Source organism: Anabaena azotica FACHB-119 (genome assembly GCF_014697625.1).
GTDB classification, from domain to species: Bacteria; Cyanobacteriota; Cyanobacteriia; order Cyanobacteriales; family Nostocaceae; genus Trichormus; species Trichormus azoticus_A.
On sequence record NZ_JACJSG010000008.1, the window covers coordinates 1 to 26,890 of the forward strand.

Sequence of the window (26,890 nt, forward strand, 5' to 3'; positions counted from 1 at the left end):
CTCTTGCCAAATGTTTGAGGATTTGTAATTCTACATCCATTGCCCTGCTTACCTTCCAGAGTTTTTTCTTTTCATCCTTTTATTCAGAATACTCGGAAAGTGACAGAAGAGGGTTATAGCCATTATCAATCTAGTGAGGTACAGGTATGCAAATAGACCTAACCCCCTAACCCCCTTCCCGAAGCGGGAAGGGGGAACAATTCAAAGCCTCTCTCCTTTTAGGAGAGAGGTTTGGAGAGAGGTCAAAATTGTACTTCACTAGACACAGAACCGCTATATGTCAATTAAAATGTAGATTCTTTTTGATGACAATCTAGCTAACCAACTGGAATTGATTACAATTTTCAGTATCAATACTTAATGCTCAATAAGAATCAAGAATAGCTTTAAGTGTAAATACTTGATGATTTGATTTTTATATTGAAATCAGAAATTTTCTTTAGTATTTTTACATACGCAAATAAATAAAGTAAAATTTATCATCTATCTATTGACAGATATGGGTGATAGGTAATTATGATAGGTAATCGTGTAACTAAAGTCTTATTTATACAATCAATATATTCAGGATTGATTGTACATAAGATTTCATTTGAATAGTTGCAATGTTACTTATTGTTTGGATTAATTGATTTTTACAGGAATTGGTTTCTATGAAGCTTGCGCGTAATTCTGCATTAGTTGGAGCTGCCATAGCAGCATTCAGTATCCTTGCCAGCACATCTCCAGCTCATGCTCTGACTTTTAGCTTTTCATTGCCTAATAATATTGGTTCTGAATCAGGAACAGTCACCGGAACACTCGTACTTCCAGATACTATAAGTACAGCCACTGCTGCGGCTAGTTCTCTCACAATTACTAATGCACCTGGAGCGTTGAGTATTTTTAACGGTTTACAACTTATTGGTAATTCCAATTATTCAGTCCAAGTAAATTCATTTACTTATAATTCAACTTCAGTAACTGGGACGGATCTTTTGGTAACATCTAATACTCAATCTTTTAATGGTAACTATCTTGCATTTCGTTTTCGCCTCGGTGATTCTACTTTTCCACGAAATTTATTTGCTGCTTCAAGCAGTAACGATTCATTCAATATTGCCAGTGGTGGGACACTAGCCTCACCTTCCGTCATAAATAACAACCCTGCACAAGTTACATTTGTACCTGTAAGTACTGCTGTACCCTTCGATATCCCTGGTGGCGCAACAATTCCTGCATTAGGCGGACTATTAGCCCTCGGTGCAATGAGAAAGGCTAAAAAGAACCTAGCGGCAAAAACTGCGATCGCTAACTCTGTAACTGCAACTATAAACTAAAATACATTTTTACCTTCCTTACCCTTTTAATTTTATCAACTCAAATTAACGGTTGCTAAGGGTTCTGAAAGATTTTTTGGTCTACTGACTATTATATCAAATGATATTCTGGTCATTGCTTAACGAATAGTTGTTTTGACAATCCACGTTAATAAAACGTAGATTGTCAATTCTTTTTAATCTTAATAAACACATCTGCTAGGTTTTGAAATAGGAATGAGTCTTCAACCAAAAGCTTGAACTTTTATCTTCAGGTTTTTACTACCTTCCCAATCAAAGAATAGTCCGAGTCAAAAATGCGCTCCAATTGCTCTCACGAAGTATAGCGAAGCTTCACATTTTCTTCATGCTTCATTCTGGCAGTGTCAGCACTTACCAGTCCACAAGCGGACAACCCTAAATTCCTAATCCCTAAGTTCTTATTATTTAATCCTTAGCGTATCTTTCAATAACCTTAGCAAAATCTGGTACAGCTTCTTCTACGTGTTGTTTGGCTGAACCACGGAATTTATCATAAGTTTTCCGCACCAGCTGGCGTGTTGATTGCTGAACTCTAGCATCAGTAATGCTGAGTAGTGCGTCAGCTGTACGAGAACGATTTTCAACTAAATGTCCAACTGGATCACCTTGCTGCACACCTTCACTCCATATAGGATCAAGCGCATCAAAGCACTGTGGTAGGAGTTGTTCTACTACACTGGGTATATATCCAGGCTTAATTCCCTTTAAGGCGGCGAAAGCAGTTTTCAAAGCCATACCACTCAAACCTGACTTAGAAGCGAGTTGTGCATCTATCATGCGACAACAATCATCCACAACCAAAGCCTTTTTCGCTGGGTTCGAGAGTCCATTACTAAGTCCCATGTCACTCCTCTTCGATATCAATGTACTTGATTTCCATTCAATAATTTTTCCTGGTCAGCAGGAAATTACACAAAATACTATCAGATTGTTGTCATTAGTCATTAGTTATTAGTCAACTGTCAACTGTCAACTATCTCCAGCCTTAGTTTTTCAAAGCGATCGCAGACAATTTACTGTCTTTGTATACCACCAAAAAATCAGACTGCTTTTATATTGTCGCGATCGCACTCAGCCAGCCCCAGCACTAAATACAAACCGCAAAGTCTCCCCAGCCCCACAAATTGCGATCGCCAAAAAATACTCTAGACGTTTGATCCCAATTATGGGTAAAATACGGTAAATTGATGAGATTACCGTAATTTTATGTAAAGCTGCAATAATTCATCCAAAAAATGAGCTTAACAGAAAAAAGCCTGACAGAACAGTTACTAAAGGCTGATTACCGGGATTTACACCTATAAAGTCCTTGACAATCTCTTAATTGATTTGTTTGCATTCCCAGAATTGCCACCAGAAGCTTTTGTCTACCATCAAGCCGGAGTTTATTCAATGTCTTGTGTTCCTAGTATGGCTTAAACCGACTACCGTCTTGACCTGATCGTATTTGAAACCCTGTTTGTGGAATAGGAGTATGGATTTGTTGCTACCGCTTTTAAGCTTCTTAGTTGGTATTATCGTGGGGTTAACAGGTGTTGGCGGAGCCTCTTTAATTACCCCAATGTTGATTTTCATCTTCCAAGTACCGCCTTCAGTTGCAGTCAGTTCCGACGTTGTAGCCGCTACCCTCATGAAAGTAGTAGGTAGCGTCAAGCATTGCCAACAGCAAACCCTAGACAAAGAAGTAGTAAAATGGCTGGCATTAGGAAGCGTTCCCGGTTCACTGTTTGGTGTGGCAATTCTGCACCTAATTAAACGCACTGGTGAGCATAATTTAGATAGTCTTCTGCTCCGCTTACTTGGCGTAACAATTCTGTTAATTACACTGTTAGCCTTAGTACAATTGTTACTAATGACTTTCTTCCCTAAATTTAGTTTACCCGAACTACCAAAGTTCGATTTAACAACGAATTGGGGTCGTATTCTTACAGTAACAGTGGGAGCAGTTTTAGGATGCGTAGTTGGTTTAACTAGCGTCTCATCAGGTTCAGTATTTGCCTTAGTGCTAATTGGCTTTTTCCGTCTAGATGCTCGTAAACTAGTAGGTACAGACATTTCCCAAGCAGCAATTCTCTTGTTATTTACATCTCTAGGGCATCTTAGTTTAGGAACAGTTAACTGGGGTCTAGTATTGCCCATATGGCTAGGTTCTGTTCCAGGGGTATTACTAGGTGCAAAGATATGCCAAATTACACCACAACGCCCCTTAAGATTTATCGTTTATGCAATCTTAATGATGGTAAGTTGGAAGCTAGTTTATCAAGTTTAAATCCAATATTGCTCAAAGCTTCAGATTGAGCAGCAAGCTGAATGTACCCCTTTCATACATGATAAATAAACCTAAACCAATCAATATAAAGGGGATAATATTTTTCCCATGCAGGCTGAAAATATAAGCAATAGGAGCTTGACGGCTCAACAGGTCAGAAATAGCGCACCAGACCGCTACCATGAAAAAAAACACCCCTAATATTACAACCAATCTCACAAGGCTTTGACCAGCAAATAAAGGAATATAAATGCTAATATTGTCGCCACCATTAGCAACAGTCACTGCCGCCACTTTATAAGTATGAGGATGTAAAATACTGAAGATAAAGGATAATATAGGATTCGTCGGAGCAGATTCTTTAAACTCAGTAGTTACTGCTTGTATTTGTGTACTCTCTTCTGCTGATGTAAATAATTGTTTGATACCGATAATTATCGGTAATATTCCTAGCAATCCTATTATTTCTCGTTGTATAAATAAGCCACCAAAAAATCCCGGTAAACTGGCTAAAATGATGATGGTGAAACCAAAAAACTGACCTAGCCAAATATGGCGACGACGAAAATTAACATCCACTTGTGAGAATAGTAACAGTAGAATAATAATGTCATCAATATTTGTGGCTGCGAAAGCAACCAAACTTTCAGTAAAAGCCGTTACTAACTGATTCATGTGCATTATCAGAAATTGCAAAAAGGCGGTAGCATTCAGCTTGCCGAACAATAAACAGAACGCTGATTCGTCTTAATTCAAGATTACCAAATTAAGCAGAAGGCAACTGTAATACTCCTACAGCATTTTTCGCTTAATAAACCTTAAATTGTAGTGACGTGGCATGGATAAAATAGTGCAATAAGTTTCCTCTCTAACCTCTGTGTCTCCGTGCCTTTGTGGTTAACCAATGCAAAATTTTAGTCTAGACAAGCTAGTAGTGGTGCGGCAAGGCTAAAATACTGTAATAGATTTGGAAAAAATTGAACGCAGATGGACGCAGATAAACGCAGATGAATAAGATGTTTGATTGTGGGATAATGCAATATTAGAGCGCCTAACAGACCATAATAAGTGGCGGTGTTGAGGCTAAAAGCATAACACACCCAGCTTAAGGTTTAGTTTATAAAAAGTTTCTCATTAAATTAGGATAAATAGAAATGAATGAATTATTCACTGCATTTAGTACAGGAATAGTTGCGTTCATTGCCACAAATATTGATGATATTCTGATTCTATTGCTGTTTTTTTCTCAAGTAAATGCTAACTTTCGCCCTTGGCAAATAGTAGCTGGTCAGTATTTAGGTTTTACAGCATTGATACTTCTTAGCCTGCCGGGTTTTTTTGGAGGCATAATTTTACCGCCACGTTGGATTGGATTACTAGGTTTATTACCCATTATCATAGGTATTAGCACTTTAGTAAATCGAGAAGTAACAACAGAGGAATTGCAACCAGATATCACCACATCCAAACCCGCAACATTTGCCGAACTGCTTACCCCTCAAGCTTATGGTGTAGCAGCTATAACTGTTGCTAACGGCAGTGATAACGTCAGTGTATATTTGCCATTATTTGCCAATAGTAATGTAATCAGTTTTTTTGTAATTATTAATTCATTTTTTATCCTTTTAGGTATTTGGTGTTATGTAGCTTATAAATTAACTTATCAAAGAACAATAGCTAATATCTTAACTCGCTATGGTAGCCAAATTATCCCCTTCATCTTAATAGGATTAGGGACTTATATTATTTTAAAAAGTCAAGCTTTGAGCCTGATTAAATTGATGGGTACTTATTTGTGTTTAGCGGTTTTTCTCAAAAAGAGCGAATTTAGCAACGAGGTTGAGGAGAAATCAAATAAATAGCCAAAATTTATGAATGGGTTCGTAGTAAGGACTTTAGTCCTGATCACTCTAAGCACTAAAATGCTGACTACAAACTTATCAAATTCACCTACCCCACTCCCCACCTACAAATTAGGCATAATTGCATCTTGAAGATTAGCCCCATTGAGGTTTGCACCATTCAAATTCGCACCTCTAAGATTAGCGCCATTAAGATTAGCCCCGCCTAAGTTAGCATTGGTGAGGTTAGCCCATGATAAATCAGCGCCTCTCAAGTCGGCTTCAGTTAAGTTAGCTCGAAATAGGTACGCACTACCTAAATGCGCTTTGTGCAAATTAGCTTTGTACAAGTTGGCTTTGTAGAGGTAAGCCTCCATCACTTCTGCTTGATATAAATTCGCCTCACTCAAATCAGCCGCAATGAGATGTGCGGCGATGAGGTTGGCAAAACAGAGGTGAGAACGAATTAGTTTTGCTGCACCTAAATCAGCATCTCTCAAATCAGCACCGCTTAAGTCAGTACCAATCAAATTAGCCTCTGTCAAAATAGCACCTCTGAGTTTTGCCCCACTCAAATCAGAACCTATAAGATTAGTGTGGCTTAAATCTGCTTGCGTGAGTACGGCTTGGCTCAAGTTAGCGACGCTGAAGTTAGCTGCACTCAGATTAGCCTCGCTGAGTTTAGCTTGATGTAAGTTAGCACTACTGAGTTCAGCACTACTAAGGTTAGCGCGTACAAGCAAAGCATGACTTAAATCTACTCGGCTGAGATTAGCCCCTTGGAGGTTCGCGCCTCTAAGATTATTCTCCTGTAAGTTGGCGGTGCTGAGGTCTGGTTCAAGTTGCGGATTTTTTTGTCTCCACTCAGTCCATCTCACTGCACCTGCTTGTAACAAAGCTAGATGCTCTAAATTTGCCATTGTCTCTCCTTTATTCCTGGCGACCAAACGGGGAATTACTTCGTCCGGCTACGCTTTCTATAGCTGTCCGCGCTCCCGCCGCACCCGCGAGAATATCCCTTTCTTGCCCACCTAAGTACAATCTGCCGAAGCTACCTACAGCCTGAACTTCCAAAATGTTGATTGAGGCTGCTTTCTCGGCTTCATTGGCTGCTAGGGCTGCATAAGCAGCAGGTTCAACTTCTAACACGTATAAAGTTTGCCCAGCTAGTAATAGCTGTCCCCGTCGCGTCCGATTGATTAGTTGGGTTTGGTAAGCATCTATATTGCGGATAATTTGGCTAGAAACAACGCGCGGTTTGAGACACTCCTCTCGTTTCACTCCTAGCGCCGCCAAAATTGCTTGACCAGCAGCCCGCGTTTCGCCTTGAGAGCCTGAATGTACTTCCAATAGACCGTATAACCTCTCAACTACTTGCACTCCAGGGCGAACAGAGGCGGCTTTGAGGGCTATGTCAGTAATTTTATTAATCTCGATACCGGGAGAAATTTCAATCCACAATGATGTATCTCCCGGTAATGGCAAGAAACCTTGGGCTACTGTTCCTATATAAGCTGCGTGTTGTGGTTGCAGGCTGTCGAGAAATACGAAACTGCGTAGTTCTATTCCCAAGGTAATGCTCTCCAGTCATGAGGGTAAAGTAATATTTCGCAATATACGCAATATATAAATGTAACTTAAAACTACCATTTAAAGTTAGGGGCTGGGGATTGGGGAAAAGCCGTTTTATATGATTGGTTGTGAAATTTGTTTCGTTGAGGCTGTTTTGAAAGGGCGATAAAGATTTTTAACACCCCTACACCCAGCCTCAACAGACAACCTCAGTGCGTAAGTAGTGGATATAGGATTTTCTTAATAGTTAATTATTAATTACTTATCACTTTTATTACTTTGTATTTAGATTTCGATTCATCACAACAGTTACAATAATATTAATAATATTTAACATTTAGTTGCGCGATGCTGAGACTGATTACTGACTTCGACGGGCCGATTATGGATGTTTCAGAAAGGTACTACCGTGTGTACCTATTCTGTTTAGAGAAAACTCAACGTCCAGGCCAGCCAGTACGGCAACTATCCAAAGCAGAATTTTGGCAAATGAAGCGATCGCACCTTCCCGAAAGAGACATCGCCCTGCGTTCTGGTTTGGATGAAGCACAAGCACAAGAATTCTCCCAATTGCGCCGTAAAACAGTACATACAGAACCTTACTTTCAATATGACAGACCCATCCCAGGCGCTTTAGATGTGTTGGCTAAGGTTCAACAAGCCGGTGTTGATTTAGCCGTGATGACGATGCGCCGGGTGTGGGAACTAGACTATGCTTTTCAGAGGTATGATTTAGGGAAATTTTTCCCAGAAAATCGCTGTTATTGTCTCAGCAACGACTACGTAAAAACCCGCGATATTGACGACAAGCCTCTGTTAATGAAGAAAGCATTGGCTGAATTACCACCCGCCGCCGATACTTGGATGGTAGGAGACACCGAAGCCGACATTACGGCGGCGAAAAAGCATGGTATTAAGGTGATTGCAGTAGAATCTGGAATACGCGATCGCACTCAATTAAAACTGTACCAACCTGATCTAATCGTGCCAAACTTGAGTGCAGCCGTAGAAATCATCCTAGAAGCGAAAACATCTGTACCTGTATCGGCTGTTGCTATGAGATAGCTGTTGACAGTTATCAGTTATCAGTTATCAGTTATCAGTTGACTAATGACCAATAACTAAATTAAAAACCCCTTCCTTCGCAGGTAGGGGTTATATATTGTCATATTTGGGCGGTTTGCCTGGAAGTCGGAATCGACTTAACGTAAAAAACTGCTAACCAACCACAATAATATAAAAGTTAATACCGTCGAGAACTGATTTGCGGTGATTGTAAGAACGGGTATTTGTGGTAAGAGCAAGCTGGCAATTAGTCCACCGCTAATTAAGCCTAAAATCAGGCCTACCAGAGTAAACAAAACTGCTCGACCAAATCGGCCTTCTTTACGGTTAAGAAAGAAAATACTAACTATTACACCAGATACCAACGTCAACTGCAAAACTTGATCGCCTGCGGCTGGGTAAAAAACGCTAATAGCGCTCAAACCTAAAAACCAAGCCCCTGGCCAAAGCACATCTGTCCCTGAAGGCTGATCGAGAATTTTTTGCAGCCATGCAGGCGACTGCTCGCGGGGCTTTAGGTTTTCTTTAGGAGGTGATTGCACTCTCAGTTCTGGAAAGCGGATACGTTCAGGGACTTTGATTTTACCTTCTTGGCGCATCCTTAAACGATCCATTAAAATTGCATCGTAAGCAGCTTCGATGATTTCTATACTCTTGCTATCGCCACTGTATTTCTCAAATAGACGATTGCGAGCGTCTTGAATTTCATCAAAGCTAGCATCTTCCGATACCCCAAGTTTTTCGTAGGGACTTTGATCGCTCATGGGAGTTTATACTTCAGCCTTAGTCGGGGGCAGTCTTTAATCTAAGGAAACAATTTTAGGTTTTATTTTGATCGACAACAAATGTATCGACCGTATTTTATGCCCTACCAGGATATTAACACGGGTTAGTTAGATTAAGCCGTAAATTTTAACTATAGCAACTTTAACATATCGCTATAACTCCGTGTATCCCCTCATGCCGTTGACCAATTCTAGCTCTACTCTAGAGTTTAAGCTAAGGATACTTAAGAGCTATTTTATGAAAAAAATAACTTTTATCTTCCAGATGTGGCAATTTACCGTACCATAAAGAAATTTTCCTTCTTTGAGGCACTAAATTAGATGGTAGCCTCAATTCAGGTAAAGATTTAAAATTGAAAAGTTTTAAATTTCGATTAAACTTGAGAAACAAATACGCTCGTTAGTAAAAAAACGACCGTGGCTAAATCCCGGAAATAACGGAACGTCAAGTCGGCAATTACAATCCCTACATCTAAATGTAGGAATTAGTACTACAGGCTTCCTGGTGTCGTTATTCCACATTGTGATTACACTATTATGTGGATCGTAATGGGAATTTATTCCTAGTGCGTGTACTTTTTTGAAAAATCCCAAGTGGGACTGCGTTTTTACGCCATACTGCTGTTAATCTTATAATTTTTGTGCAAAGAGATGGTCATGGCTCCTGCCAAGATTCTTGTAGTTGATGACGACCCTGCGGTTCGGAATTTAATCCAACGCTTTTTGATCAAACAAAACTATCAGGTAGAGGCTGCCGAAGATGGTAAGACAGCTTTGTCTCTATTTGAGCAATTTAACCCAGATTTGGTAATTTTGGATGTCAACTTGCCAGATGTCATTGGTTTTAACCTCTGCCAAGAAATGCAAAGCCGTAATGGTGTTTTTGTTCTGATGCTGACTAGCCGTGCTGATGAAGCTGACAAGATTCGCGGCTTTGCTAAAGGTGCTGATGATTATCTCACCAAACCCTTTGGTCTGGGAGAATTAGAAGTCAGAGTTGGCGCAATTTTAAGAAGACAGCGCGTTATCAATCCCGCAGAACAAAAACGCTTAACATTTGAAAAACTGATGATTGATCCTGTACGGCGTGAGGTGACACTTAATAGCCAACCCGTACCCTTAACTGCTTTGGAATTTGACCTGTTACATTTCTTAGCCAGCCATCCAGGTCGAGTCTGGCGACGAGCCGAACTAATTCAGGAAGTTTGGGATTATGAATACGTTGGCGACCAACGAGTTGTAGATGTACATATTGGTCAAATTCGCAAAAAAATTGAAATAGATGCTAGCCAACCAGCATTAATTCAGACTGTGCGAGGAGTTGGGTATAAATTTGAATGTCCCACCCACTCACAGGTAGAAGCCAATGCTTAAATAGGAGCTAAAAAAAGTAAGATTTTTATACCCTTTTAGCAAACTTTTGAACTTGTGGGTATCTAGTCTAGGTTGTGCAAAAATTAGCATCTCAACCTTGACTAATTATTTAATGTTAGAACTTACGCATTGACAGAAAATTGAGACTATACAGTCAATTTAAACTTATGTGTTAAGTGTTCCAAAATAAAGTCACGCGCCACTTGAAGAGATAGATTCCTTTGGATTTCATACCAATTTTCAATTAACTCTTCGGAGCGCATTAATTCTAGTTGTTAGGACTTACACAACTGACACTTGGGGTAGGGTGCGTCAGATATGGAAAATCCTTTGATGTGTACGAGATTATTGGGGCTGACGCACCCTACAGTTAGTTTGATTATGACATTTGCGTAAGTCCTAACAATAATTAGACTTAATGTTTGAGAAAATATAAGTTTTTGTAGTTTTTGTAGGGTGGGCATTGCCCACCTTACGTATATTTGGGATAGGTGGAAATAGTACAGACCGTACCAGCACTTGAGAATGGCAAATCGGTACAGTTTTTTTAGTTAGCAGTGATGAAATAAAGTTTCTAAGTACACACGGGCAGCACGGCGATCGCTATCTCCGTTTTGCAGTAAAAATAATGATAGCGCTGCTGTCAATACGCGATTTTGATCCCAATCGGGATGTGTTTCTAAGTAATTTTTCAGCGATTCGTGGAGAGTTTCAGGTATTTCTGTAAAAATACTGACTGTCGAATTCATAACATTTTCCTTCTTTGAGGTCAGTCAAGGGTATAGATTGCTTGTAGTGAGCTAATTGCTGATAATAGTCGGGCAGGCATCCTGTGGAATTTTGATGTCAACCGTTGAACAAACTACAAACCCAGGTCGAATTATTGTGCGACATCAGGGGGTGGGTTTGTCAATGCTGCGAAATGTTAAAAACGATGGTATAAAAAACAGATGTGAACGTAATAATCAATGTTTAAAGCCCATTTCTGTTACATTAGTTAATAAAAACTCAGTCTCTACTACTCCCTCATCACCTAAATCAGAAATCCCCAGTAACAGGGCAACAGCCTATTACCTCGTAAACAGCCTGTGGAAAACTGCGAAAATCCCTGTGGAAAACTTGTGGAATCGGTGAGGAAAATTTCAGCGAATAATAAGAATTACAAAAACATTAACTTTTGATAACAATTAAGCAGATGAAACTTGCCCTGCCATCCCAGTTAGTAACCTAGTTATCTCCGATACATCCGCAAATTGGGATTTTGGCGATCGCCATTACAATCTTGCAACTCCTCAACCGAAGATGAGGGAGTGGAGTGGGGGGAGAAAAACTGTCAATTCTCCCTCATCCCCCTGTTCCCCTCCCTGGAGGGGTTAGGGGTGGGTTACTCCCTCATCCCCCAATCCCAGTCCCTAACGCCTCCGTTCCTGCAACTTCCGATAAACGTCCTTCACATCTACTTGGTGGTGAGCTAAAGCGACCAAAGTATGATATAGCAAATCGGCTACTTCACCAGCGATCGCTTCTTTGTCATCATCCTTAAAAGCCATGACTACCTCAGCCGATTCTTCGCCAATCTTCTTTAAAATCTTGTTATCGCCGCCTGCTAGTAACTTGCAGGTGTAGGAACTTTCTGTAGGGTTGTCGCGGCGATCGCAAATTACCTGAAATACCTGAGACAAAGTATCCGCAGGCGGTGGCACGATTTTTTCTGCCACTTGATGGAAACAACTGCGTTCACCAGTATGACAAGCAATATCTCCAACTTGCTCTATACTAATTAGCAGTGCATCACTATCACAGTCGTAACGAATACTTTGCACTTTTTGGGTGTGTCCAGAAGTCCCGCCTTTATGCCACAACTCTTGTCGGGAACGACTCCAAAACCAAGTTTCGCCTGTATCTAAAGTCTTTTGTAATGACTCCCGATTCATCCACGCCATCATTAAAACAGTGCCATCCAGATAATCTTGCACAATCGCTGGCACTAGACCCCGTTCATCGTAGCGAATTTTTTCGACGGGAATAACATTTTGCGGTGAGAGTGAATCGATCAGAGACATACCAGCTAAATTGAATGAGAATGATTCGTATCACGATACCATTGGAATGAGAGCAGCTGGCATGAATTTTTCTGTGATTTTTCTCATACTGGTAAAACAACAGTCCCGGCCATTGCCGATTGCATTCTCACAGCACTTAAGGCGACATGGTGGGCTTTGGACACGTTACCATACCAATGTATAGCCGAGTTAAAAGCTGCTCTGTAAAGGTCTTGATGGGGCTGTGATAATTGAGTGCGGACTTCTAAAGGCAAGTCTTCGTTCGACTTGTATAACATATTGTTATTTCTTTGGTTCTGGTTATTTTATACGATAGAAGTTCTAGACAATTTTTGACCCTATCCTCAGATAGAGCTTTTTTTACTTGCCCACTGATAGGAGAGACCCTTGGTAAATACCACTATTAAAACCGCCAAATCACAAGAAATCTTTGCCGCCGCTCAAAACCTCATGCCAGGTGGAGTTAGTTCCCCAGTACGTGCTTTTAAATCTGTAGGCGGTCAACCCATCGTATTTGACCGTGTTAAGGACGCATACATTTGGGATGTAGATGGCAACAAGTACATCGACTATGTTGGCACTTGGGGGCCTGCTATTTGTGGTCATGCTCATCCAGAAGTCATTAGTGCTTTGCATGAAGCTTTAGAGAAAGGTACAAGTTTCGGTGCGCCTTCATATTTAGAAAATGTTTTGGCGGAAATGGTAATCGCTGCTGTTCCTAGCATCGAAATGGTAAGATTTGTCAACTCAGGAACAGAAGCTTGTATGGCTGTGTTGCGGCTGATGCGGGCTTTTACTAACCGAGAGAAGATCATCAAGTTTGAAGGCTGTTACCACGGACACGCTGATATGTTCCTGGTGAAAGCTGGCTCTGGTGTTGCTACGCTAGGTTTACCCGACTCCCCAGGTGTACCAAAATCTGCAACTAGCAGCACGCTCACAGCCCCATACAATGACCTGGAAGCCGTCAAAGCTTTATTTGAGGAAAACCGCGATCAAATCGCTGGTGTAATTCTAGAGCCAGTTGTGGGTAATGCTGGTTTTATTACACCTGATGCTGGCTTTTTGGAAGGCTTGCGCGAACTAACTCATGAGCATGGCGCTTTACTCGTGTTCGATGAAGTGATGACTGGTTTCCGTATTGCTTATGGTGGCGCACAAGAAAAGTTTGGCATTACACCTGACTTGACAACTTTAGGTAAAGTTATTGGTGGTGGCTTGCCTGTAGGCGCTTATGGCGGTCGTCGAGAAATCATGTCCTTGATTGCGCCTGCGGGGCCTGTATATCAAGCGGGAACGCTTTCAGGTAATCCCCTAGCAATGACAGCCGGGATTAAAACTCTGGAGTTATTGCAAAAGCCGGGTGCTTATGAATATCTGGAACGGATTACTAAGAAGTTAGCAGATGGTTTGCTGCAAGCGGCTCAAGAAACTGGTCATGCTGCTTGTGGTGGTCATCTTAGCGCCATGTTTGGCTTATTCTTCACCTCCGGCCCGGTGCATAACTATGAAGATGCCAAAAAATCAGACACCGCTAAATTTGGACGCTTCCATCGCGGTATGTTAGAGCGTGGTATTTACTTAGCACCTTCTCAATACGAGGCTGGGTTTACATCTTTGGCTCACACCGAAGAAGATATTGACCAAACTATTGCGATCGCCCGCGAGGTTCTATCTAGTCTCTAATTACTAATTACTGAATGCTGAGTAAACATAATAACTCAGCATTCAGCCTCATAACTCAGCACTTCTCAGCAGCCACAACCTTTATGCTGACAACCCTTGATGGTTTGATGACCTTCAGCACAACCTTCTGAGCAATAGTATTTACCATCTTTGTTAATAGCATCGTCTGTAGAAACGATACACAAGCAAGTCTCACAAGCGCATTTTAGTTGAGTGACGGTTGTCATAATTGTTTCCTCCGTATTTGCTTGTGATTACACTACTATATCTGAACAGATATTCAAGTATTGCTTAACAAAACTTAATATTAAGCACCTTCTCCTTTCCTTTCAAGGGGAGGTTTTTTACACTTCGATCCAAAAACACTGGTTTTAGGGTGTAAGGGTGTAGGGGTATAGGGTAGATGAAACTCTGATAATGAGCGTGAATCTTATAGTCGTCACTTAATTACTTAGGTCTGATGTGAATTAGAAAAACCTTTTATATCCAAAAAATAGCCTATGCTTGGAGCTTATGAAACTCGGTAGGGGCGGGTTAATCAAATATCATCAACAATTAACGATGATCCCGGTGAACCCGCCCCTACAAATGTCTACCCAATTACAAGATTTTTATTCACATTAGACGTTACTTTATTAAAAACCTACCCTTTACCCCTTCCCCTTTCCTAAAGATTAGGAACAACATCTAATATGCGAGACTCTGCACTATAGGTTTTGCCATTAAATTCATAGGTGAAGACAGCTTTGACTTTTTTTGCACCACTAAAACCTTGAGCATTAGTCAAATAAAAACCTTGCTCAAAAATCTGTAATCCAGCTAAATTCAAGGGTTGCACTACCTGAGAAATCAAAATTTTATGATTATCTGCTTGCTGAATTTCGACTTTCTTCGCGTTGATATGCAGATGATTGAGAGTTGAATTTTCTAGTTTTAACCTGACGACAGCGTGACCAACCGGATAGTTTTTTGATGCGCCAGGCGGCGGTGTCAATGTTTCGTATACTTCTAAGAGATTAACATTCAAACTGAGAGTGGGTTTTTGAGTATTTTGTACCATAACTGTTGTTGGGATAGGTGATTTAGTTTGTAAAGAAGATGCCAGTGTAGTAGAGGCTATCAGGAACACAAAATCAAACACACTGACCTCCATTTTTCTCATAGCTATAATTGGGAATTTTCAGTATAGCCAGTTACACCCATTTATGCCGCAATATTCAAAAAAGGGAAGAAGAGGGGAAGGGGGAAAGCCTTTGCTGTTTCTTCTCCCTGTCCCCTATCCCCTGAAAAGAGTAATCAAAAAACCTTCACATTGCTGGTTGATTCAACCTACGTAATTTTATTGAGTTGATTGTAATTTTTTCTAAAATCTGGAAAAAATTCTCATGTACGCTTACGTAAGCAAAGCTACATTACAGTTGCAGATATCTCACCTCGACACTGCTAATAAGCCCTAGTATAATAAGTTATTCAATTATGAGAATACCTCCACGTAATACAGTTGCAACTTTAGCAAGTCTTTAAAGGAGTTCCAGCATAACTTACCTAGTGGATGTCGAATTTGTATATCAATAATTGAAACAGCGTACAACGCTTTTTTATTCTTTATTCGAGCAGCGAGTTAACGGTGCATGAGCTACTGCTTAAATCCGATTTGTCCCAATCCAGAAAATGTAGCATTTAGCCAAAGGTGTGCGGCTTGTGGCTCGCAGCTACTGTTGCGCGATCGCTATCGAGTGATGAAACTACTGGGACAAGGAGGTTTCGGGGCAACCTTTCTCGCCCACGATCAAATTTTGCCAGGGGAACCAAGTTGTGTAATTAAACAGCTACGTCCTTCAGGAACATCACCACAAGTTTTACAGATGGCGCGAGAATTATTTGAGCGCGAAGCCAAAACACTAGGCACAATCGGTAATCATCCGCAAATACCCAGACTTCTAGACTTTTTTGAGGAAAAAGAACAATTTTACTTAGTTCAGGAATATATTAGTGGTTCTACTCTCCAACAGGAAGTAAAACTTAACGGTACTTATAGCGAAGCTGGTATCAAACAGTTTTTAAGCGAAACTCTGCCCTTACTGCAATATATCCACGAAAATAAAGTAATTCATCGTGATATCAAGCCAGCTAACTTAATTCGCCGTTCTCAAGATTCCAGAATGGTATTGATTGATTTTGGCGCAGTTAAAAACCAAGTCAGCCAAGTTATCAACCAATCAGCACACACAGCATTAACAGCTTATGCAATTGGTACTCCTGGTTTTGCACCTCCAGAACAAATGGCAATGCGACCAGTTTACGCTAGTGACATCTACGCATTAGGAGTTACTTGTATTTATCTCCTTACTGGAAAAACTCCTAAAGACTTAGAGTACAATCCCACAACTGGAGAAGTTATGTGGGAACACTTAGTCCATGCAAGTGACCATTTAATTGGTGTGCTGCGGAAGATGTTAGAAGTATCAGTACGCAGCCGCTACCAGACAGCTAAAGATGTGTTAAAAGCCTTAGAGATTGAACCATATTTAGAAAGTTTAGCTCAAGGACTGTTAGTTAAATCAGATAAAGAGCCAACAATTAACCGTCCAGAAGTTTCTGCGGTGTTCAATAGCCATCCCTCTGTAGGGGCTACTGGTTTAGGGGTAGCACAAGTAGCCGCAGCAATTCGCGCGAGAAGAGCTAAAGATGCAGCAGCAAAATCATCATTACCAAATAGTAATAGTAATGGTCATGCTTCACCCCCTCAACAATCTAAAGTGATACGTAGATTAGATAGTCAAACTTTGATGAAAGCCTATCTTAAAGGGAGGCGAGATTTTGCTCTGCACAATTTAAACTTGCTTAATCTCCAAGGTGCTGACTTATCAGAAACAAATTTTCATTCTGCTCAATTACAAAACACTAACCTCCAAGGAGCGAATCTCCATAACAGTGATTTTGGCAAAGCTAGTTTGACACGTGCTAATCTCAAGGATGCCAATTTAAGTAGAGCTTATTTCCATCAGGCTGATTTGGAAGGAGCAGACCTACGCGGCGCAGACCTCAGTCATGCTTATCTCAGTAACGCCAATCTCCGGGGGGCTAATTTGTGTGGTGCTAATCTCACGGGTGCAAAAATTACTGATGAGCAATTAGCATTAGCTAAAACCAATTGGATGACAATACGCCCTAACGGTAAAAGAGGTTTGTTGTAATTTGCAATTTTGGTTATTAGGGCGGACAATGCCCACTCTACAAATACTTAAATTTTTATAATCATTAAATCGTATTCTCTATATAGAGGATGGATTAAGAGTAAGTTTCTGTTTATTTGTAGTGAAGTAAAGGCTGAAAAATTTATATTTATTATTAAGAATACAAAATGGTATGCCTAATGACAATTAGAGATGATTTATAAAGTAAACCTTAAATTGTCGGGTGCGTTAGAGCAGCGCGTAACGCACCGTATTTGCTGGTGCGTTACGGCTAATTCCTCATTTCGCCAACGCTCAAATCCTGACATAGCCGTAACACACCCTACTTAATATTTACTTTATAAATGACCTCTAAGTTGCTTAACCAAGAATATAATCAACCAAATGGTACTTTAGATAATACTTTGCCAATGCCTATCAATTATCATGCTCAAATCAATCTTAAATCTAACAATTTTGATTTAAGCCTAGAGCAAAAAGTAGATATTTTAGACCTTTTTTGGCAGCAAAATTTAATCAAGAATCAATTTTTGCTGATTTAGGAATGCTTCCTCCCTGCTTTAACTCATATCTTGCACCTGGAAAATTGGATGTCAAAACCACAACTACGTGCAAGATGAACAAGGCGTTCAATATTAAGTAAAAGAAGATACACGACCATGTTGGGGAAAATAGATTCAACCCACATTCCGCACCCTTAAGTGTCACATATCGAAAAGGACTAGTAAGTAGTACATAATAACTATAAGTAATTGAAAGATGAAGAGACTTAATGAGAGGAAGTAGTATTAAGCTAGGCATGGAGTGAGAAAGCAAAACTTCGTAACGGGACTGAAAGAAAGAGAAAATTCAAGCATTAAAAAAAATAATTGATAACAAAACAAGGAATAATTGATGACAACAGAAGAAGTGGAGAAAACTGTTGTGACATTAAAACCCCAAGAAATAGAAATTCAGAACATAGACCATCTAGGGATAGTATCAGGAATAATAGATTCAATAGGAGTAGTAGGAATAATAAATGAATTAATAGGAGTCGAAAAAGGGGAGAAAGTAAGTTCGGGTCAAGTAGTAAAAGCCATGATATTAAACGGGTTAGGATTTGTATCGAAACCCTTATATATGTTTCCCCAATATTTTGAAACAATAGCCTGTGAGCATCTGGTAGGAGCAGGAGTAAAGCCAGAATATCTTAACGACGATAAACTGGGGAGAGTGATGGATAAACTATTTATAAAAGGATTAGATACAATATTTTTTATCATTGCCCTAAAAGCAGCCAAAAAATTTGGAGTATCCCTATCAATATCACATCTAGACTCATCATCCATGCACGTGCATGGGCAATATAATTCAAGTTTACCATCAGTAATATTTGAGAATCAAAAGGGAGAAAATAATCAAGAATTAGAAGAAATAGCAGTAAAAGCACCACAAGAAATCACCATCACTTACGGTTATTCCCGTGACCACCGTCCTGACTTAAAACAATTCATCATAGAAATGATATGTTTAGGAGATGGAGACATACCAATATTTTTAAAACTAGCATCAGGAAACCAAGCAGATTCATCATGCTTTGCTAAAATAGCAGTAGAATATCAAAAACAATTAGAAGTTAATAGTCTTCTCGTTGCTGACTCTGCTTTATATACAGAATCAAACCTAAAAATGATGTCAGAATTACGCTGGTTATGTCGGGTACCATTAAGCGTAAAATCAGCAAAATCATTAATCTCAACATTACCAGAATCAGAATTTGTTGATAGTACAATATCAGGATATAAATTAGTATCAAAGACAGAAAATTATGCCGGAATAGAACAAAGATGGTTAGTGTTGCAAAGTCAAGAAAGAAGAGAATCCGACTTGCGTAAACTCTCACAGAAAATTACCAAGGCAGAATCAAAAGCTGTGCAGGATTTGAAAAAGTTGTCACAAGAAAGATTTGCTTGTGAAGCAGATGCTATCAAGGCATTATCAAAATTATCAAAACAGTTCAAATATCACCAAATTCACAAAAGTACGCTTACTCAAGTCAAATCTAAGACAAAAGATTCTCCAGAAGAAATATCTTACCAAATATCAGCTACAGTCTGGGAGGATGAAAGTAAAATTAATACGGAAGTGCTGAGTGCAGGACGTTTTATTATTGCTACGAATGTTTTAGATTCAAAGGAACTGTGCAATGATTCCATGCTCAGTGAATATAAAGCCCAGCAGTCATGTGAGCGGGGGTTCGGTTTTCTCAAAGACCCATTATTTTTTGCAGACAGTATTTTCCTCAAAAGTCCTGAGAGAATAGAGTCTTTGGCAATGATTATGGGCTTATGTTTGTTGGTTTATACCTTGGCTCAACGTCAAATTAGAAATGCTCTTAAAGATTCTAAATCAACAATTCAAAATCAATTAGGTAAAGCAACTGACCGCCATACTTTACGCTGGATTTTTCAATGCTTTCAGGGTATTCATTTAGTTAAATATAACAACGAAAAACACGTCTCTAATTGGACTCCACATAGGGATTTTATCCTGAATATTTTACCAGATGATTGTTTTCGTTACTATCAATTAGCCACTTAATTCTTCTCTTCGCTCATTTAGTTCATATCAGATTTAGGAGCTAATCTGTTTGATTTACTGCTCTATTTTACTATGTCTATAATTTCGTTTTTTACCTCAATTTATTAGTCTGACTTATAATCTCTATCTTGAATATCTTCATTTATTTATCTGTTGACTCCTCTGGGTGGTGTTCTTTCTTATTGCTCCTTATTGAGAATGGGTTTTGACCCCATTTTTGGTGTTTTTCTTTTTCGCCAATTTATTTTTCGCTAATCTGTTATTTTTTAGCCTCAGTTTTCTTTCTTATTTCCGTAATTTCCCTGTGTGACAGTTTAGGGTGCGGAATGTGGGATTCAAGGGCTATCTGTGCAGCTTGCCCCCAATCAGGTGGTGATGCAGACTTTATATGGAGATAAGTCCAATGGGTAATAAGGTAAGCAGTCAGCGAAAGAATAAGCCAACGATACATACCCAGCAGAGTCCCTTGCCCAAAACGGTGTAAGCCAAAACGATGCTTTGCAGTTTTAAACCATCCTTCAATCTGCCATCGACGCTTACCCCACCACTTAAGAGTAGAAGCTTTAATTGGTCGAGTAGATAAGACAAAGCGTTTTTCTAGTTTGCCGTTATCGCGTTTTAAGTAATACCAAGAAACGGTAACAGGAAACTTTAAACCAAACAGATAAACCTGTTGACCCTGCTTATGTAATCGTCTTAAAAGCCTACCATCTGCTAACTTGCGGCTAATAGATACACCTGTAACAGCATGATATTTTAAGCGACGTACACCTTCCAGGAACTCTATACTACCAAAGGCTGTATCAGCCAAAATGATTGTTTCAAAGTGTTGAGTTAGAGATTGAGGTAATCGTTTGACCAATTTTAGCCCAAGCTGTGCGGGAGATGGCGTTCCCTTACCCCTCCAAACACGAAAGTTCCAAGGAATACGGCATCTTCCAATTACTAAATAAACTACGACTAGATGTAAACCACGTTTACCATTGTAAACTCTAATTAAATCACTAAACTCCGGAAATTTGCCTCGTTTCTCGCGCATTTGTTAAGTCAATGATTACTTGTAAAAATGGCTTTCTCCCTTTACCAGATGATGCTAACACCTGGAAAACTGTTTCTAATGCAGTGGAACGAACCACACGAATCATCTCCCTAGTTGACCAAGGATTGATATTTAGAAATCGGCTGATTGCACTTGGGGATTTTGTCTGACTGTGTTCGGGTAACGGGTGTCCTTGTGCCTCTAAAAATAAAGTCAGCATCGCTTCTAAATTATCTTTCTGGTACTGCGTAGGCATCAGTTCTTTCAGGCTATAAACTAGTTCTTGGGCGTGGGCAAGCATTTTTCTTGCTTTTTATCGAAATACATTTCACGCCCTTTCTCTCATGTTTTGAGTCAACTACAGCAGATTTTGGGTAGATGAGGTACAAGCGTAATACCCAATACCATGTAGAGACTTTATATGTAACGTCTCTACAGTATTTCACGAATAGCGAAACTGCTATAAGCAATTCCAACATTTGCTCGCATAGTGCGATCGCACTCTAGGATGCCACACAATGCGTCATCCCAGCATCAGCCCGTTTTTGCAGCTTTTTTATGTACTATTACTGCTCACAGTAGTTATATACTTAACTCTAGCATACTGAATTAATATTCTTGATATCTTGTGATATTTTGCGCTTTTTATTTCCCTATTGCGGGTTTATTCGGTTAGGTGCAAGATGTGAGTTAAGAGCCAGCAGGAGCAATTGGATTAATCGGTTATCAGTTATCAGTTATCAGTTATCAGTCCTGACTGCATATGGTGGAGGATAAACAAGCGACAAAATACACCTTCCACCCATTGGTGTAGTGTTTCACCAACTTATTTAACTGATAACTGTTCACTGTTAAACCAACTTCTCCTGCTATCTCTGCTTTTTACTGGGGAACTTGAACTAAATAAGATGATGGAAGTGGTTGTGCGCGTCCAGCATTAACTAACGCTTGGTAAACAAAAGCAGCAATCTCTGCTCTGGTTGCTGGACGATTAGGATTGAGTTGGCTAACGGTAGGATAGTTGATTACTAATTGCCTTGTGGTCGCAGCTGCGACTGGCCCAACTGCATAACCAGGAATTTGACCAGCGTCAGAATAGATGGAAATTACATTCTGATTGTTGGCAGTTAAGCCAAGTCCATTAGCTAAAGATACCAGCGCCTGAACTCTGGGGATTTCCTGTTGTGGTTTGAATGTGCCATCAGGATAGCCAGAAACAAATTGACTGCGATAAGCATTTTGAATTGCTGCATAAGCCCAGAAATTCCGGCTAACATCACGGAAATCAATGGCGTTGCGTTTTGCTGCTGGTGTTAAGGCTTTGGTAATAATAGTGGCAAATTGGGCGCGGGTGACGGGTTCGTTGGGTTTAAAAGTACCATCAGGAAAACCTGCAATAATATTTTGCGAAGCCAAGGCTTCAATATAAGCCCTTGCCCAGTAATTTGTGGCTACATCTGTAAAAGCTGTACCTTGACCTGGGGGTTGATTAACAGTAGCAGCGACAAAATCGACTTGACCGGAAATCTTTTTCTGGTCGATATCGTTGCCAACAGCTAGGATACGTACTGTTTTGGTGGCGTTGTTCACATCAAAACGAGTATTACTGCGGATTAAATTACCTCCAGGGTTTTCATTAGTACCCAAATCTGGTTCCGCATTAATAGTGGCTACGACTCCATCTCGCTTATTGTTTTGAATGACGTTCTTACGTAAAACAGGCTTGGCTGTTTCTGAGATGTATAAACCGTCTTGGTTCTGGACAATCTGGTTTTCTGTGACTAAAGGTGTGGAAGTTCCACCGATCGCAATCCCAAATCCGGTATCTTGGAATAGGTTGTTACGAATTTCCCCTCTAGCTGCTCTAGCTACGGAAACTCCATTACCTTTGTTCTGCACAAAGATATTACCTTCAATGATGGGGTTTCCTGTACCAGTGACAAAAACCCCATCCCTGACACTATTAGTAAAGGTATTATTTCTGATATTGGGATTACTTGATTCTACCCATACAGCAGTGCCGCGTTGATTGGGGTTAGTGGCGGTGATGCCGGCTATGGTGGTATCGTTATTAGCCAAAATAGTTACATCTTGGCGGGCAAATGTACGACTTGTATAAAAACCACCGCCTGTAATTAAGATACCTTGACCTCTAGCTGATTCATCACCCCGTAGTGTTACTCCTGGTTTAAGAATCAAAGGAAACTGTTCACCAGTCTCACTGCTGTAATTTCCCGGTGCTAATTGAATAATCGTTCCGGGTTGCGCCTGATTGAGTGCAAAGCTAATTGTTTTATAAGGTCTTGCTGCGTCCGCACCAGCGCCAGATGTATCTGCACCCGTTGCTGGGTTGACATAAATTACTGGGGCTGTGGTGGGAACTTGTGCTGTTAGGGAGGGTGTAGCACCTGCTTTGACTGCATTGGGTACTAGCATGAACCCGCTAGAAGCAATTAATAAGGCGGTGATTCCAGTTGGTAAGGATAAAACTGAAAATAAATGTCTGAATGAAGAAAAGTTAAACCCCTGATGTTTCATTTTTGGCTGCTGTGATTTGCTGATGATTAATTGGATATATGGGGTGATTTAGCAGAAATTTAATTAAAAACCCCTGCCAAACTATACTGGATGACTAGCAAATCCGCAGCTAAGTTTCGCAAGAAATTACATTAATTTTACTTATAGTAATGTGCGTGTTAGTGGTCAGTGTCTGTGGTTAGTAGTGGACTGACCTGACTTTTCACGGGAAGTCCTGAAACCCTCTTTAAGGCAGGGTGTAGGGGGTAGGGGGTAGGGTGTAGGGAAAACTTGAAACCCTCACCACACCCTACACCCCACACCCCACACCCTCCGACTTTTCCACATACCGTGAAAAGTCAGGGACTGACAAGGCTAAAACTTGACAGTACAATTAACCGTCGATAATTGAGATGTTAGATTTTTGCCAATCCAAAAGTTTAGCCTCACCAAGCCCATAAAAAATTTCCCATTAAGCAATACAGTTGAGTAATTAATCTTTAGGTCTGTATCTGTTGTGATGAGGCTTGACCGAATAGACAGGATAAATTTGTCTGATTGGGTACAACTGGCGAAGGCGCGGGCAAATTACGGACAAGTAGCTGACCGTATCCCAGGATTAGCTGTGGCTAATCGTAGTTGGTTTGCAGTTCACATCTGCTGTAAATCTGGACAATATTACAGTGCAGGGGAGACATCTTCTGTGTTTCCACTGATGAGTGTGATTAAACCATTGAGTCTGCTGTATCTATTAGAGCATCTGGGGGTGGAACAGGTTTTTCAATGGGTTGGAGTAGAACCATCGGATGCACCGTTTAATTCTTTAGAACAACTAGTGGCTGATAATGGAAGACCGCGTAACCCCATGATTAATAGTGGGGCGATAACTCTAGCTGATAAGTTACCAGGAAAAGACGCTAGCGATCGCACTCACTCTCTACGCCAATGGTTAAACCGATTAGCAGGTTGTCAACTCAAGTTAGATGAGGCAATGTTGGCTTCTGTCAGATTATCTCGTTCGCCTGCCAATATTGCGATCGCTAACTATCTCGTCGAAAAAAAATATTTAGAAAATATTGATATAGCTATTGACACTTACGAACAAATATGCTGTTTATCTGGTACAGTTGAGGACTTAGCCTTGATAGGAAAGGTATTAGCTTTAGACGGTGAAATATCATCACAGCATCGGCAAGTTGTCAATGCTGTTATGTTGAGGTGTGGTTTATATCAAGCGTCTGCTGAGTATGCTGTGAAAATTGGTTTACCCATGAAATCGGGTATTGGTGGGGGGTTACTGGCCATAGTACCAGACCAAGGAGCGATCGCAGCCTACAGTCCAGCCTTAGATAGTATAGGTAATCCTGTGGGAGCGATCGCTTTTATGGAAGCTTTAGCCCAAAACTTGAAATCTTAGCTTCTCTGTGTCTCTGTGGTGAAAAATCTTCTTTAAACCACAGAGGCACGGAGGCACAGAGGGTTAGTTTACTCTGTGGCAGTAGGTGTTGTAAAACTTGGGCGACGTTTAAAATAATCACCTAAGTTTGTTCTCTTCGGCTGAGTTACAGGTGTTTCAGTCGCCTGGGGTGTAACTATCTCCTCTGGTTGTGGTGTTTCTTCTGGCTGTGGTTCAGGGGTAACTATTGGCAATGGTGTTTCAGTCCCCTCTGGTTGTGGTGTTTCAGTCGCCTGGGGTGTGGGTGTTACCTCTGGCTGTGGTTCAGGGATAACGGTCGCCTCTGGTTGTGGTGTAGGACTCTCACTGGGTGATGGTTCAGACCGAGGACGGCTGAAATATCTACCAAATCCTGATTTTTCAGCTTTAGGAGTTGGTGTTGCTGGTGTTGGAGTTACTTCCGGTGTCGGGGTTACTTCCGGTTGTGGTGGTGTAATTTCTGGTGTCGGGGTTACTTCCAGTTGGGGTGGTGTAATTTCTGGTGTCGGGGTTACTTCTGGTTGCGGTGGTGTAACTTCCGGTGTCGGGGTTACTTCCGGTTGGGGTTCTGGAGTAGGAGTTTCTGTAGGCGTGGGTTCGGGAACTGGGGATTTTACTACATAACCAGGATCTACAATGCCACGTACCTCATCAGCTTTCAATTCCCCTCTGACAATTCTGGAAAGAGTATCTTTACCTTTGGGTTGGTAGTTAAAAAGTCTGACTGTAGTGTTAAAGGCATTTTTAACTGGGTTGCCTTGATTATCGAGAAATTCCAGCTTTACCCAGTTCTTCCCAGTTTTAAACCCTTTGAGGTAAACTGCTTGCCAGCGATCGAAGACAAAGCTTTCACCATTGATAGTGCAGCGAATACGCCAATCACTGAATTGATCATTGGGGTTATCTTTAGCCGCTAAGTGTAATGGGGCGTTGGTTAAGTAGAAGTCTAGCAAGATTGGTTCTGCCCCGTAACTACCTTGAGGACGGCTGTAGGTTAACAAAGGTAGGCTGGGATCGGGATTATTGTCCTCGCTTTTGGTGAAAATGTGAAATGTCGTCTGGGCGTAAGCACCCTCATTTTTAAAACTTTCATGCCAAGGGCGGGAAGCAAAGACGCGCAGAGTATGAGTACCAGGAGACAAATCAGACAGCACTAGGGGCTGACTTAAATCGTATACGGGTATATAAGGTTGATTATCGAGGATTACGTGAAGATGGGGGCCTAGTTCCCATTGCGGGTGCTTAAAGATTGGTAAGTCCTTAACTTGAAACGTAACGCTGACTGTGTTGTCACTGAGGACTTCATCAGCTTTAGGCGTAACTATAGTAACCTGTGGTTGATATATCTCTAAACTTGAGCGTAGTTCTTGAATGACTGCTGGTGGCGAAACTTCGGAAAACTGCCCGGAAATCTGCTGAGGTTTGGCTGTAGAGGTAACGGGTACTTGCTGGCTTACAGCTTTGTCACCACAGCTAACCAACGCCAAGACTAAGACTAATGTAACGAGCCACCTAAAAATCGCAAAACTTCCAGGGAGGAAGTTTCCCAACGGCTGTTTGTGCCAAAGATTCATGCTTTACACCCAGTGATAAACAATTACAGGGCTGACCTGTGACAAGGTTTGGAGAGGGGTCTTAGGCACAAAGAAGTACAGATGTTTAAAACGCTTACACCCTTACACCCCTATACCCTCCCACAGGTAAGCCCTGAATTATTGTGACTGAAATCAGCGATCGCAAACTACGACCTATTAGGTGAAATCTTGATTACATACCACGACTTTTTAGAAAAAAAGCAAAATCAGGATTTTTTTTACAATTTGTAGTAATCACTGATGATAATATTAAAAGTTATGGGAAAACAAATATACCAAAAGCGAACTCAGCAGATTTGTGCCTTTTCTGGTATAAGAAAACATAAGTTTTACGAATTGTTATCCTTTGTAAATTAAATCGAGAAAGTATTGACTTTTTGCGAGAAAGTTTGCAGTGCAAAGGCAGAGTTGACAAATATTTCGGCGAATTTGAATTATTGTTAAAATGTGTCCAACAAAGTACAACTGAAGACTTTATAATTCAACAGAAACAAATTTCCACATAGCTCCTTCATCGCTACTCCAGCCA

Annotated in this window: 23 protein-coding genes and 2 pseudogenes; 11 read left to right on the forward strand and 14 right to left on the reverse strand. The window is 40.6% G+C overall.

Annotation, left to right across the window (positions count from 1 at the left end):
- Positions 1-653: 653 nt before the first annotated feature.
- Positions 654-1,319, forward strand: a complete 666-nt coding sequence (locus H6G83_RS07190; RefSeq protein WP_190469131.1) for a hypothetical protein — start codon at positions 654-656, stop codon at positions 1,317-1,319.
- A 426-nt stretch (positions 1,320-1,745) separates the two neighbouring features.
- Here H6G83_RS07190 and H6G83_RS07195 read toward each other — a convergent pair whose 3' ends face one another.
- Positions 1,746-2,183 carry a DUF6918 family protein gene (locus H6G83_RS07195; RefSeq protein ID WP_190469134.1) on the reverse strand — a complete coding sequence of 146 codons (438 nt, stop codon included), beginning with the start codon at positions 2,181-2,183 and terminating at the stop codon, positions 1,746-1,748.
- A gap of 631 nt (positions 2,184-2,814) precedes the next feature.
- Between H6G83_RS07195 and H6G83_RS07200 the strand changes: the two genes are divergently transcribed.
- Positions 2,815-3,609: a sulfite exporter TauE/SafE family protein gene (locus tag H6G83_RS07200; RefSeq protein WP_190469137.1), complete on the forward strand. Its 795-nt coding sequence runs from the start codon at positions 2,815-2,817 to the stop codon at positions 3,607-3,609.
- A gap of 12 nt (positions 3,610-3,621) precedes the next feature.
- Here the strand turns inward: H6G83_RS07200 and H6G83_RS07205 are convergent, their stop codons facing one another.
- On the reverse strand, positions 3,622-4,284 hold the full coding sequence (locus H6G83_RS07205) for a cadmium resistance transporter (RefSeq protein WP_190469140.1): 663 nt from the start codon (positions 4,282-4,284) through the stop codon (positions 3,622-3,624).
- A gap of 479 nt (positions 4,285-4,763) precedes the next feature.
- Between H6G83_RS07205 and H6G83_RS07210 the strand changes: the two genes are divergently transcribed.
- Entirely contained in the window at positions 4,764-5,471 is a 708-nt protein-coding gene (locus tag H6G83_RS07210) for a cadmium resistance transporter (protein WP_190469143.1), read from the forward strand.
- Positions 5,472-5,575: 104 nt separating this feature from the next.
- Here the strand turns inward: H6G83_RS07210 and H6G83_RS07215 are convergent, their stop codons facing one another.
- Complete coding sequence (locus H6G83_RS07215; protein ID WP_190469146.1) at positions 5,576-6,370, reverse strand: pentapeptide repeat-containing protein; 795 nt, start codon at positions 6,368-6,370, stop codon at positions 5,576-5,578.
- A gap of 10 nt (positions 6,371-6,380) precedes the next feature.
- Complete coding sequence (locus H6G83_RS07220) at positions 6,381-7,022, reverse strand: hypothetical protein (RefSeq protein WP_190469149.1); 642 nt, start codon at positions 7,020-7,022, stop codon at positions 6,381-6,383.
- Between the two features lie 348 nt (positions 7,023-7,370).
- On the opposite strand from H6G83_RS07220, the gene H6G83_RS07225 reads away from it, so the two are divergent.
- A complete protein-coding gene (locus H6G83_RS07225) occupies positions 7,371-8,087 on the forward strand; it encodes an HAD family hydrolase (protein ID WP_190469152.1) in 717 nt (238 codons plus the stop codon).
- 137 nt (positions 8,088-8,224) lie between these two features.
- Here the strand turns inward: H6G83_RS07225 and H6G83_RS07230 are convergent, their stop codons facing one another.
- Entirely contained in the window at positions 8,225-8,851 is a 627-nt protein-coding gene (locus H6G83_RS07230; protein ID WP_190469155.1) for a CPP1-like family protein, read from the reverse strand.
- Positions 8,852-9,529: 678 nt separating this feature from the next.
- Here H6G83_RS07230 and H6G83_RS07235 point away from each other — a divergent pair.
- Entirely contained in the window at positions 9,530-10,246 is a 717-nt protein-coding gene (locus H6G83_RS07235; RefSeq protein WP_190469157.1) for a response regulator transcription factor, read from the forward strand.
- 146 nt (positions 10,247-10,392) lie between these two features.
- Here H6G83_RS07235 and H6G83_RS36510 read toward each other — a convergent pair.
- A pseudogene (locus H6G83_RS36510) lies at positions 10,393-10,521 on the reverse strand (IS701 family transposase); the annotation flags it as partial.
- 276 nt (positions 10,522-10,797) lie between these two features.
- Entirely contained in the window at positions 10,798-10,995 is a 198-nt protein-coding gene (locus tag H6G83_RS07240; protein WP_067763520.1) for a DUF2811 domain-containing protein, read from the reverse strand.
- Positions 10,996-11,089: 94 nt separating this feature from the next.
- Between H6G83_RS07240 and H6G83_RS07245 the strand changes: the two genes are divergently transcribed.
- On the forward strand, positions 11,090-11,380 hold the full coding sequence (locus H6G83_RS07245) for a hypothetical protein (protein WP_190469160.1): 291 nt from the start codon (positions 11,090-11,092) through the stop codon (positions 11,378-11,380).
- A gap of 278 nt (positions 11,381-11,658) precedes the next feature.
- On the opposite strand, the gene hisIE is transcribed toward H6G83_RS07245, so the two are convergent.
- Together hisIE and H6G83_RS07255 are read right to left on the reverse strand one after the other, a co-directional pair.
- Complete coding sequence (gene hisIE, locus H6G83_RS07250; protein WP_190469164.1) at positions 11,659-12,309, reverse strand: bifunctional phosphoribosyl-AMP cyclohydrolase/phosphoribosyl-ATP diphosphatase HisIE; 651 nt, start codon at positions 12,307-12,309, stop codon at positions 11,659-11,661.
- Positions 12,310-12,392: 83 nt separating this feature from the next.
- A complete protein-coding gene (locus tag H6G83_RS07255) occupies positions 12,393-12,587 on the reverse strand; it encodes a ChaB family protein (RefSeq protein WP_190469167.1) in 195 nt (64 codons plus the stop codon).
- 109 nt (positions 12,588-12,696) lie between these two features.
- Between H6G83_RS07255 and hemL the strand changes: the two genes are divergently transcribed.
- The gene (hemL, locus tag H6G83_RS07260; protein ID WP_190469170.1) at positions 12,697-13,995 is read left to right on the forward strand and encodes a glutamate-1-semialdehyde 2,1-aminomutase; all 1,299 of its coding nucleotides are present in this window, start codon (positions 12,697-12,699) and stop codon (positions 13,993-13,995) included.
- Positions 13,996-14,060: 65 nt separating this feature from the next.
- On the opposite strand, the gene H6G83_RS07265 is transcribed toward hemL, so the two are convergent.
- The gene (locus H6G83_RS07265) at positions 14,061-14,222 is read right to left on the reverse strand and encodes a metallothionein (RefSeq protein ID WP_190469172.1); all 162 of its coding nucleotides are present in this window, start codon (positions 14,220-14,222) and stop codon (positions 14,061-14,063) included.
- A 440-nt stretch (positions 14,223-14,662) separates the two neighbouring features.
- Positions 14,663-15,157: a hypothetical protein gene (locus H6G83_RS07270; protein ID WP_242044476.1), complete on the reverse strand. Its 495-nt coding sequence runs from the start codon at positions 15,155-15,157 to the stop codon at positions 14,663-14,665.
- 469 nt (positions 15,158-15,626) lie between these two features.
- On the opposite strand from H6G83_RS07270, the gene H6G83_RS07275 reads away from it, so the two are divergent.
- The 3 genes from H6G83_RS07275 (at position 15,627) to H6G83_RS07285 (ending at position 19,775) form a co-directional block, all read left to right on the forward strand.
- Positions 15,627-17,192 (forward strand): serine/threonine-protein kinase, encoded by a 1,566-nt coding sequence (locus tag H6G83_RS07275; RefSeq protein ID WP_190469175.1) that lies wholly within the window; start codon positions 15,627-15,629, stop codon positions 17,190-17,192.
- A 344-nt stretch (positions 17,193-17,536) separates the two neighbouring features.
- Positions 17,537-17,734: a hypothetical protein gene (locus H6G83_RS07280; RefSeq protein WP_190469178.1), complete on the forward strand. Its 198-nt coding sequence runs from the start codon at positions 17,537-17,539 to the stop codon at positions 17,732-17,734.
- A gap of 352 nt (positions 17,735-18,086) precedes the next feature.
- Positions 18,087-19,775 (forward strand): IS1634 family transposase, encoded by a 1,689-nt coding sequence (locus tag H6G83_RS07285; RefSeq protein ID WP_190469181.1) that lies wholly within the window; start codon positions 18,087-18,089, stop codon positions 19,773-19,775.
- A 319-nt stretch (positions 19,776-20,094) separates the two neighbouring features.
- Here H6G83_RS07285 and H6G83_RS35205 read toward each other — a convergent pair.
- Positions 20,095-21,115 (reverse strand): annotated as a pseudogene (locus H6G83_RS35205) (transposase); the annotation flags it as partial.
- A 581-nt stretch (positions 21,116-21,696) separates the two neighbouring features.
- Positions 21,697-23,352: a DUF1565 domain-containing protein gene (locus H6G83_RS07300; RefSeq protein WP_190469186.1), complete on the reverse strand. Its 1,656-nt coding sequence runs from the start codon at positions 23,350-23,352 to the stop codon at positions 21,697-21,699.
- 499 nt (positions 23,353-23,851) lie between these two features.
- Here H6G83_RS07300 and H6G83_RS07305 point away from each other — a divergent pair, with 499 nt between their 5' ends.
- The gene (locus H6G83_RS07305; RefSeq protein ID WP_199328356.1) at positions 23,852-24,748 is read left to right on the forward strand and encodes a glutaminase; all 897 of its coding nucleotides are present in this window, start codon (positions 23,852-23,854) and stop codon (positions 24,746-24,748) included.
- Between the two features lie 68 nt (positions 24,749-24,816).
- Here H6G83_RS07305 and H6G83_RS07310 read toward each other — a convergent pair whose 3' ends face one another.
- The gene (locus H6G83_RS07310; RefSeq protein ID WP_190469194.1) at positions 24,817-26,340 is read right to left on the reverse strand and encodes a hypothetical protein; all 1,524 of its coding nucleotides are present in this window, start codon (positions 26,338-26,340) and stop codon (positions 24,817-24,819) included.
- Positions 26,341-26,890 lie beyond the last annotated feature (550 nt).

Bases quoted from the DNA above. Each gene is read 5' to 3' on its own strand.
- H6G83_RS07190 (WP_190469131.1), top strand. From the start codon at position 654: ATGAAGCTTGCGCGTAATTCTGCATTAGTTGGAGCTGCCATAGCAGCA.
- H6G83_RS07195 (WP_190469134.1), bottom strand. From the start codon at position 2,183: ATGGGACTTAGTAATGGACTCTCGAACCCAGCGAAAAAGGCTTTGGTT.
- H6G83_RS07200 (WP_190469137.1), top strand. From the start codon at position 2,815: ATGGATTTGTTGCTACCGCTTTTAAGCTTCTTAGTTGGTATTATCGTG.
- H6G83_RS07205 (WP_190469140.1), bottom strand. From the start codon at position 4,284: ATGAATCAGTTAGTAACGGCTTTTACTGAAAGTTTGGTTGCTTTCGCA.
- H6G83_RS07210 (WP_190469143.1), top strand. From the start codon at position 4,764: ATGAATGAATTATTCACTGCATTTAGTACAGGAATAGTTGCGTTCATT.
- H6G83_RS07215 (WP_190469146.1), bottom strand. From the start codon at position 6,370: ATGGCAAATTTAGAGCATCTAGCTTTGTTACAAGCAGGTGCAGTGAGA.
- H6G83_RS07225 (WP_190469152.1), top strand. From the start codon at position 7,371: ATGCTGAGACTGATTACTGACTTCGACGGGCCGATTATGGATGTTTCA.
- H6G83_RS07230 (WP_190469155.1), bottom strand. From the start codon at position 8,851: ATGAGCGATCAAAGTCCCTACGAAAAACTTGGGGTATCGGAAGATGCT.
- H6G83_RS07235 (WP_190469157.1), top strand. From the start codon at position 9,530: ATGGCTCCTGCCAAGATTCTTGTAGTTGATGACGACCCTGCGGTTCGG.
- H6G83_RS07240 (WP_067763520.1), bottom strand. From the start codon at position 10,995: ATGAATTCGACAGTCAGTATTTTTACAGAAATACCTGAAACTCTCCAC.
- H6G83_RS07245 (WP_190469160.1), top strand. From the start codon at position 11,090: ATGTCAACCGTTGAACAAACTACAAACCCAGGTCGAATTATTGTGCGA.
- hisIE (WP_190469164.1), bottom strand. From the start codon at position 12,309: ATGTCTCTGATCGATTCACTCTCACCGCAAAATGTTATTCCCGTCGAA.
- H6G83_RS07255 (WP_190469167.1), bottom strand. From the start codon at position 12,587: ATGTTATACAAGTCGAACGAAGACTTGCCTTTAGAAGTCCGCACTCAA.
- H6G83_RS07265 (WP_190469172.1), bottom strand. From the start codon at position 14,222: ATGACAACCGTCACTCAACTAAAATGCGCTTGTGAGACTTGCTTGTGT.
- H6G83_RS07270 (WP_242044476.1), bottom strand. From the start codon at position 15,157: ATGAGAAAAATGGAGGTCAGTGTGTTTGATTTTGTGTTCCTGATAGCC.
- H6G83_RS07275 (WP_190469175.1), top strand. From the start codon at position 15,627: ATGAGCTACTGCTTAAATCCGATTTGTCCCAATCCAGAAAATGTAGCA.
- H6G83_RS07280 (WP_190469178.1), top strand. From the start codon at position 17,537: ATGACCTCTAAGTTGCTTAACCAAGAATATAATCAACCAAATGGTACT.
- H6G83_RS07285 (WP_190469181.1), top strand. From the start codon at position 18,087: ATGACAACAGAAGAAGTGGAGAAAACTGTTGTGACATTAAAACCCCAA.
- H6G83_RS07300 (WP_190469186.1), bottom strand. From the start codon at position 23,352: ATGAAACATCAGGGGTTTAACTTTTCTTCATTCAGACATTTATTTTCA.
- H6G83_RS07305 (WP_199328356.1), top strand. From the start codon at position 23,852: ATGAGGCTTGACCGAATAGACAGGATAAATTTGTCTGATTGGGTACAA.
- H6G83_RS07310 (WP_190469194.1), bottom strand. From the start codon at position 26,340: ATGAATCTTTGGCACAAACAGCCGTTGGGAAACTTCCTCCCTGGAAGT.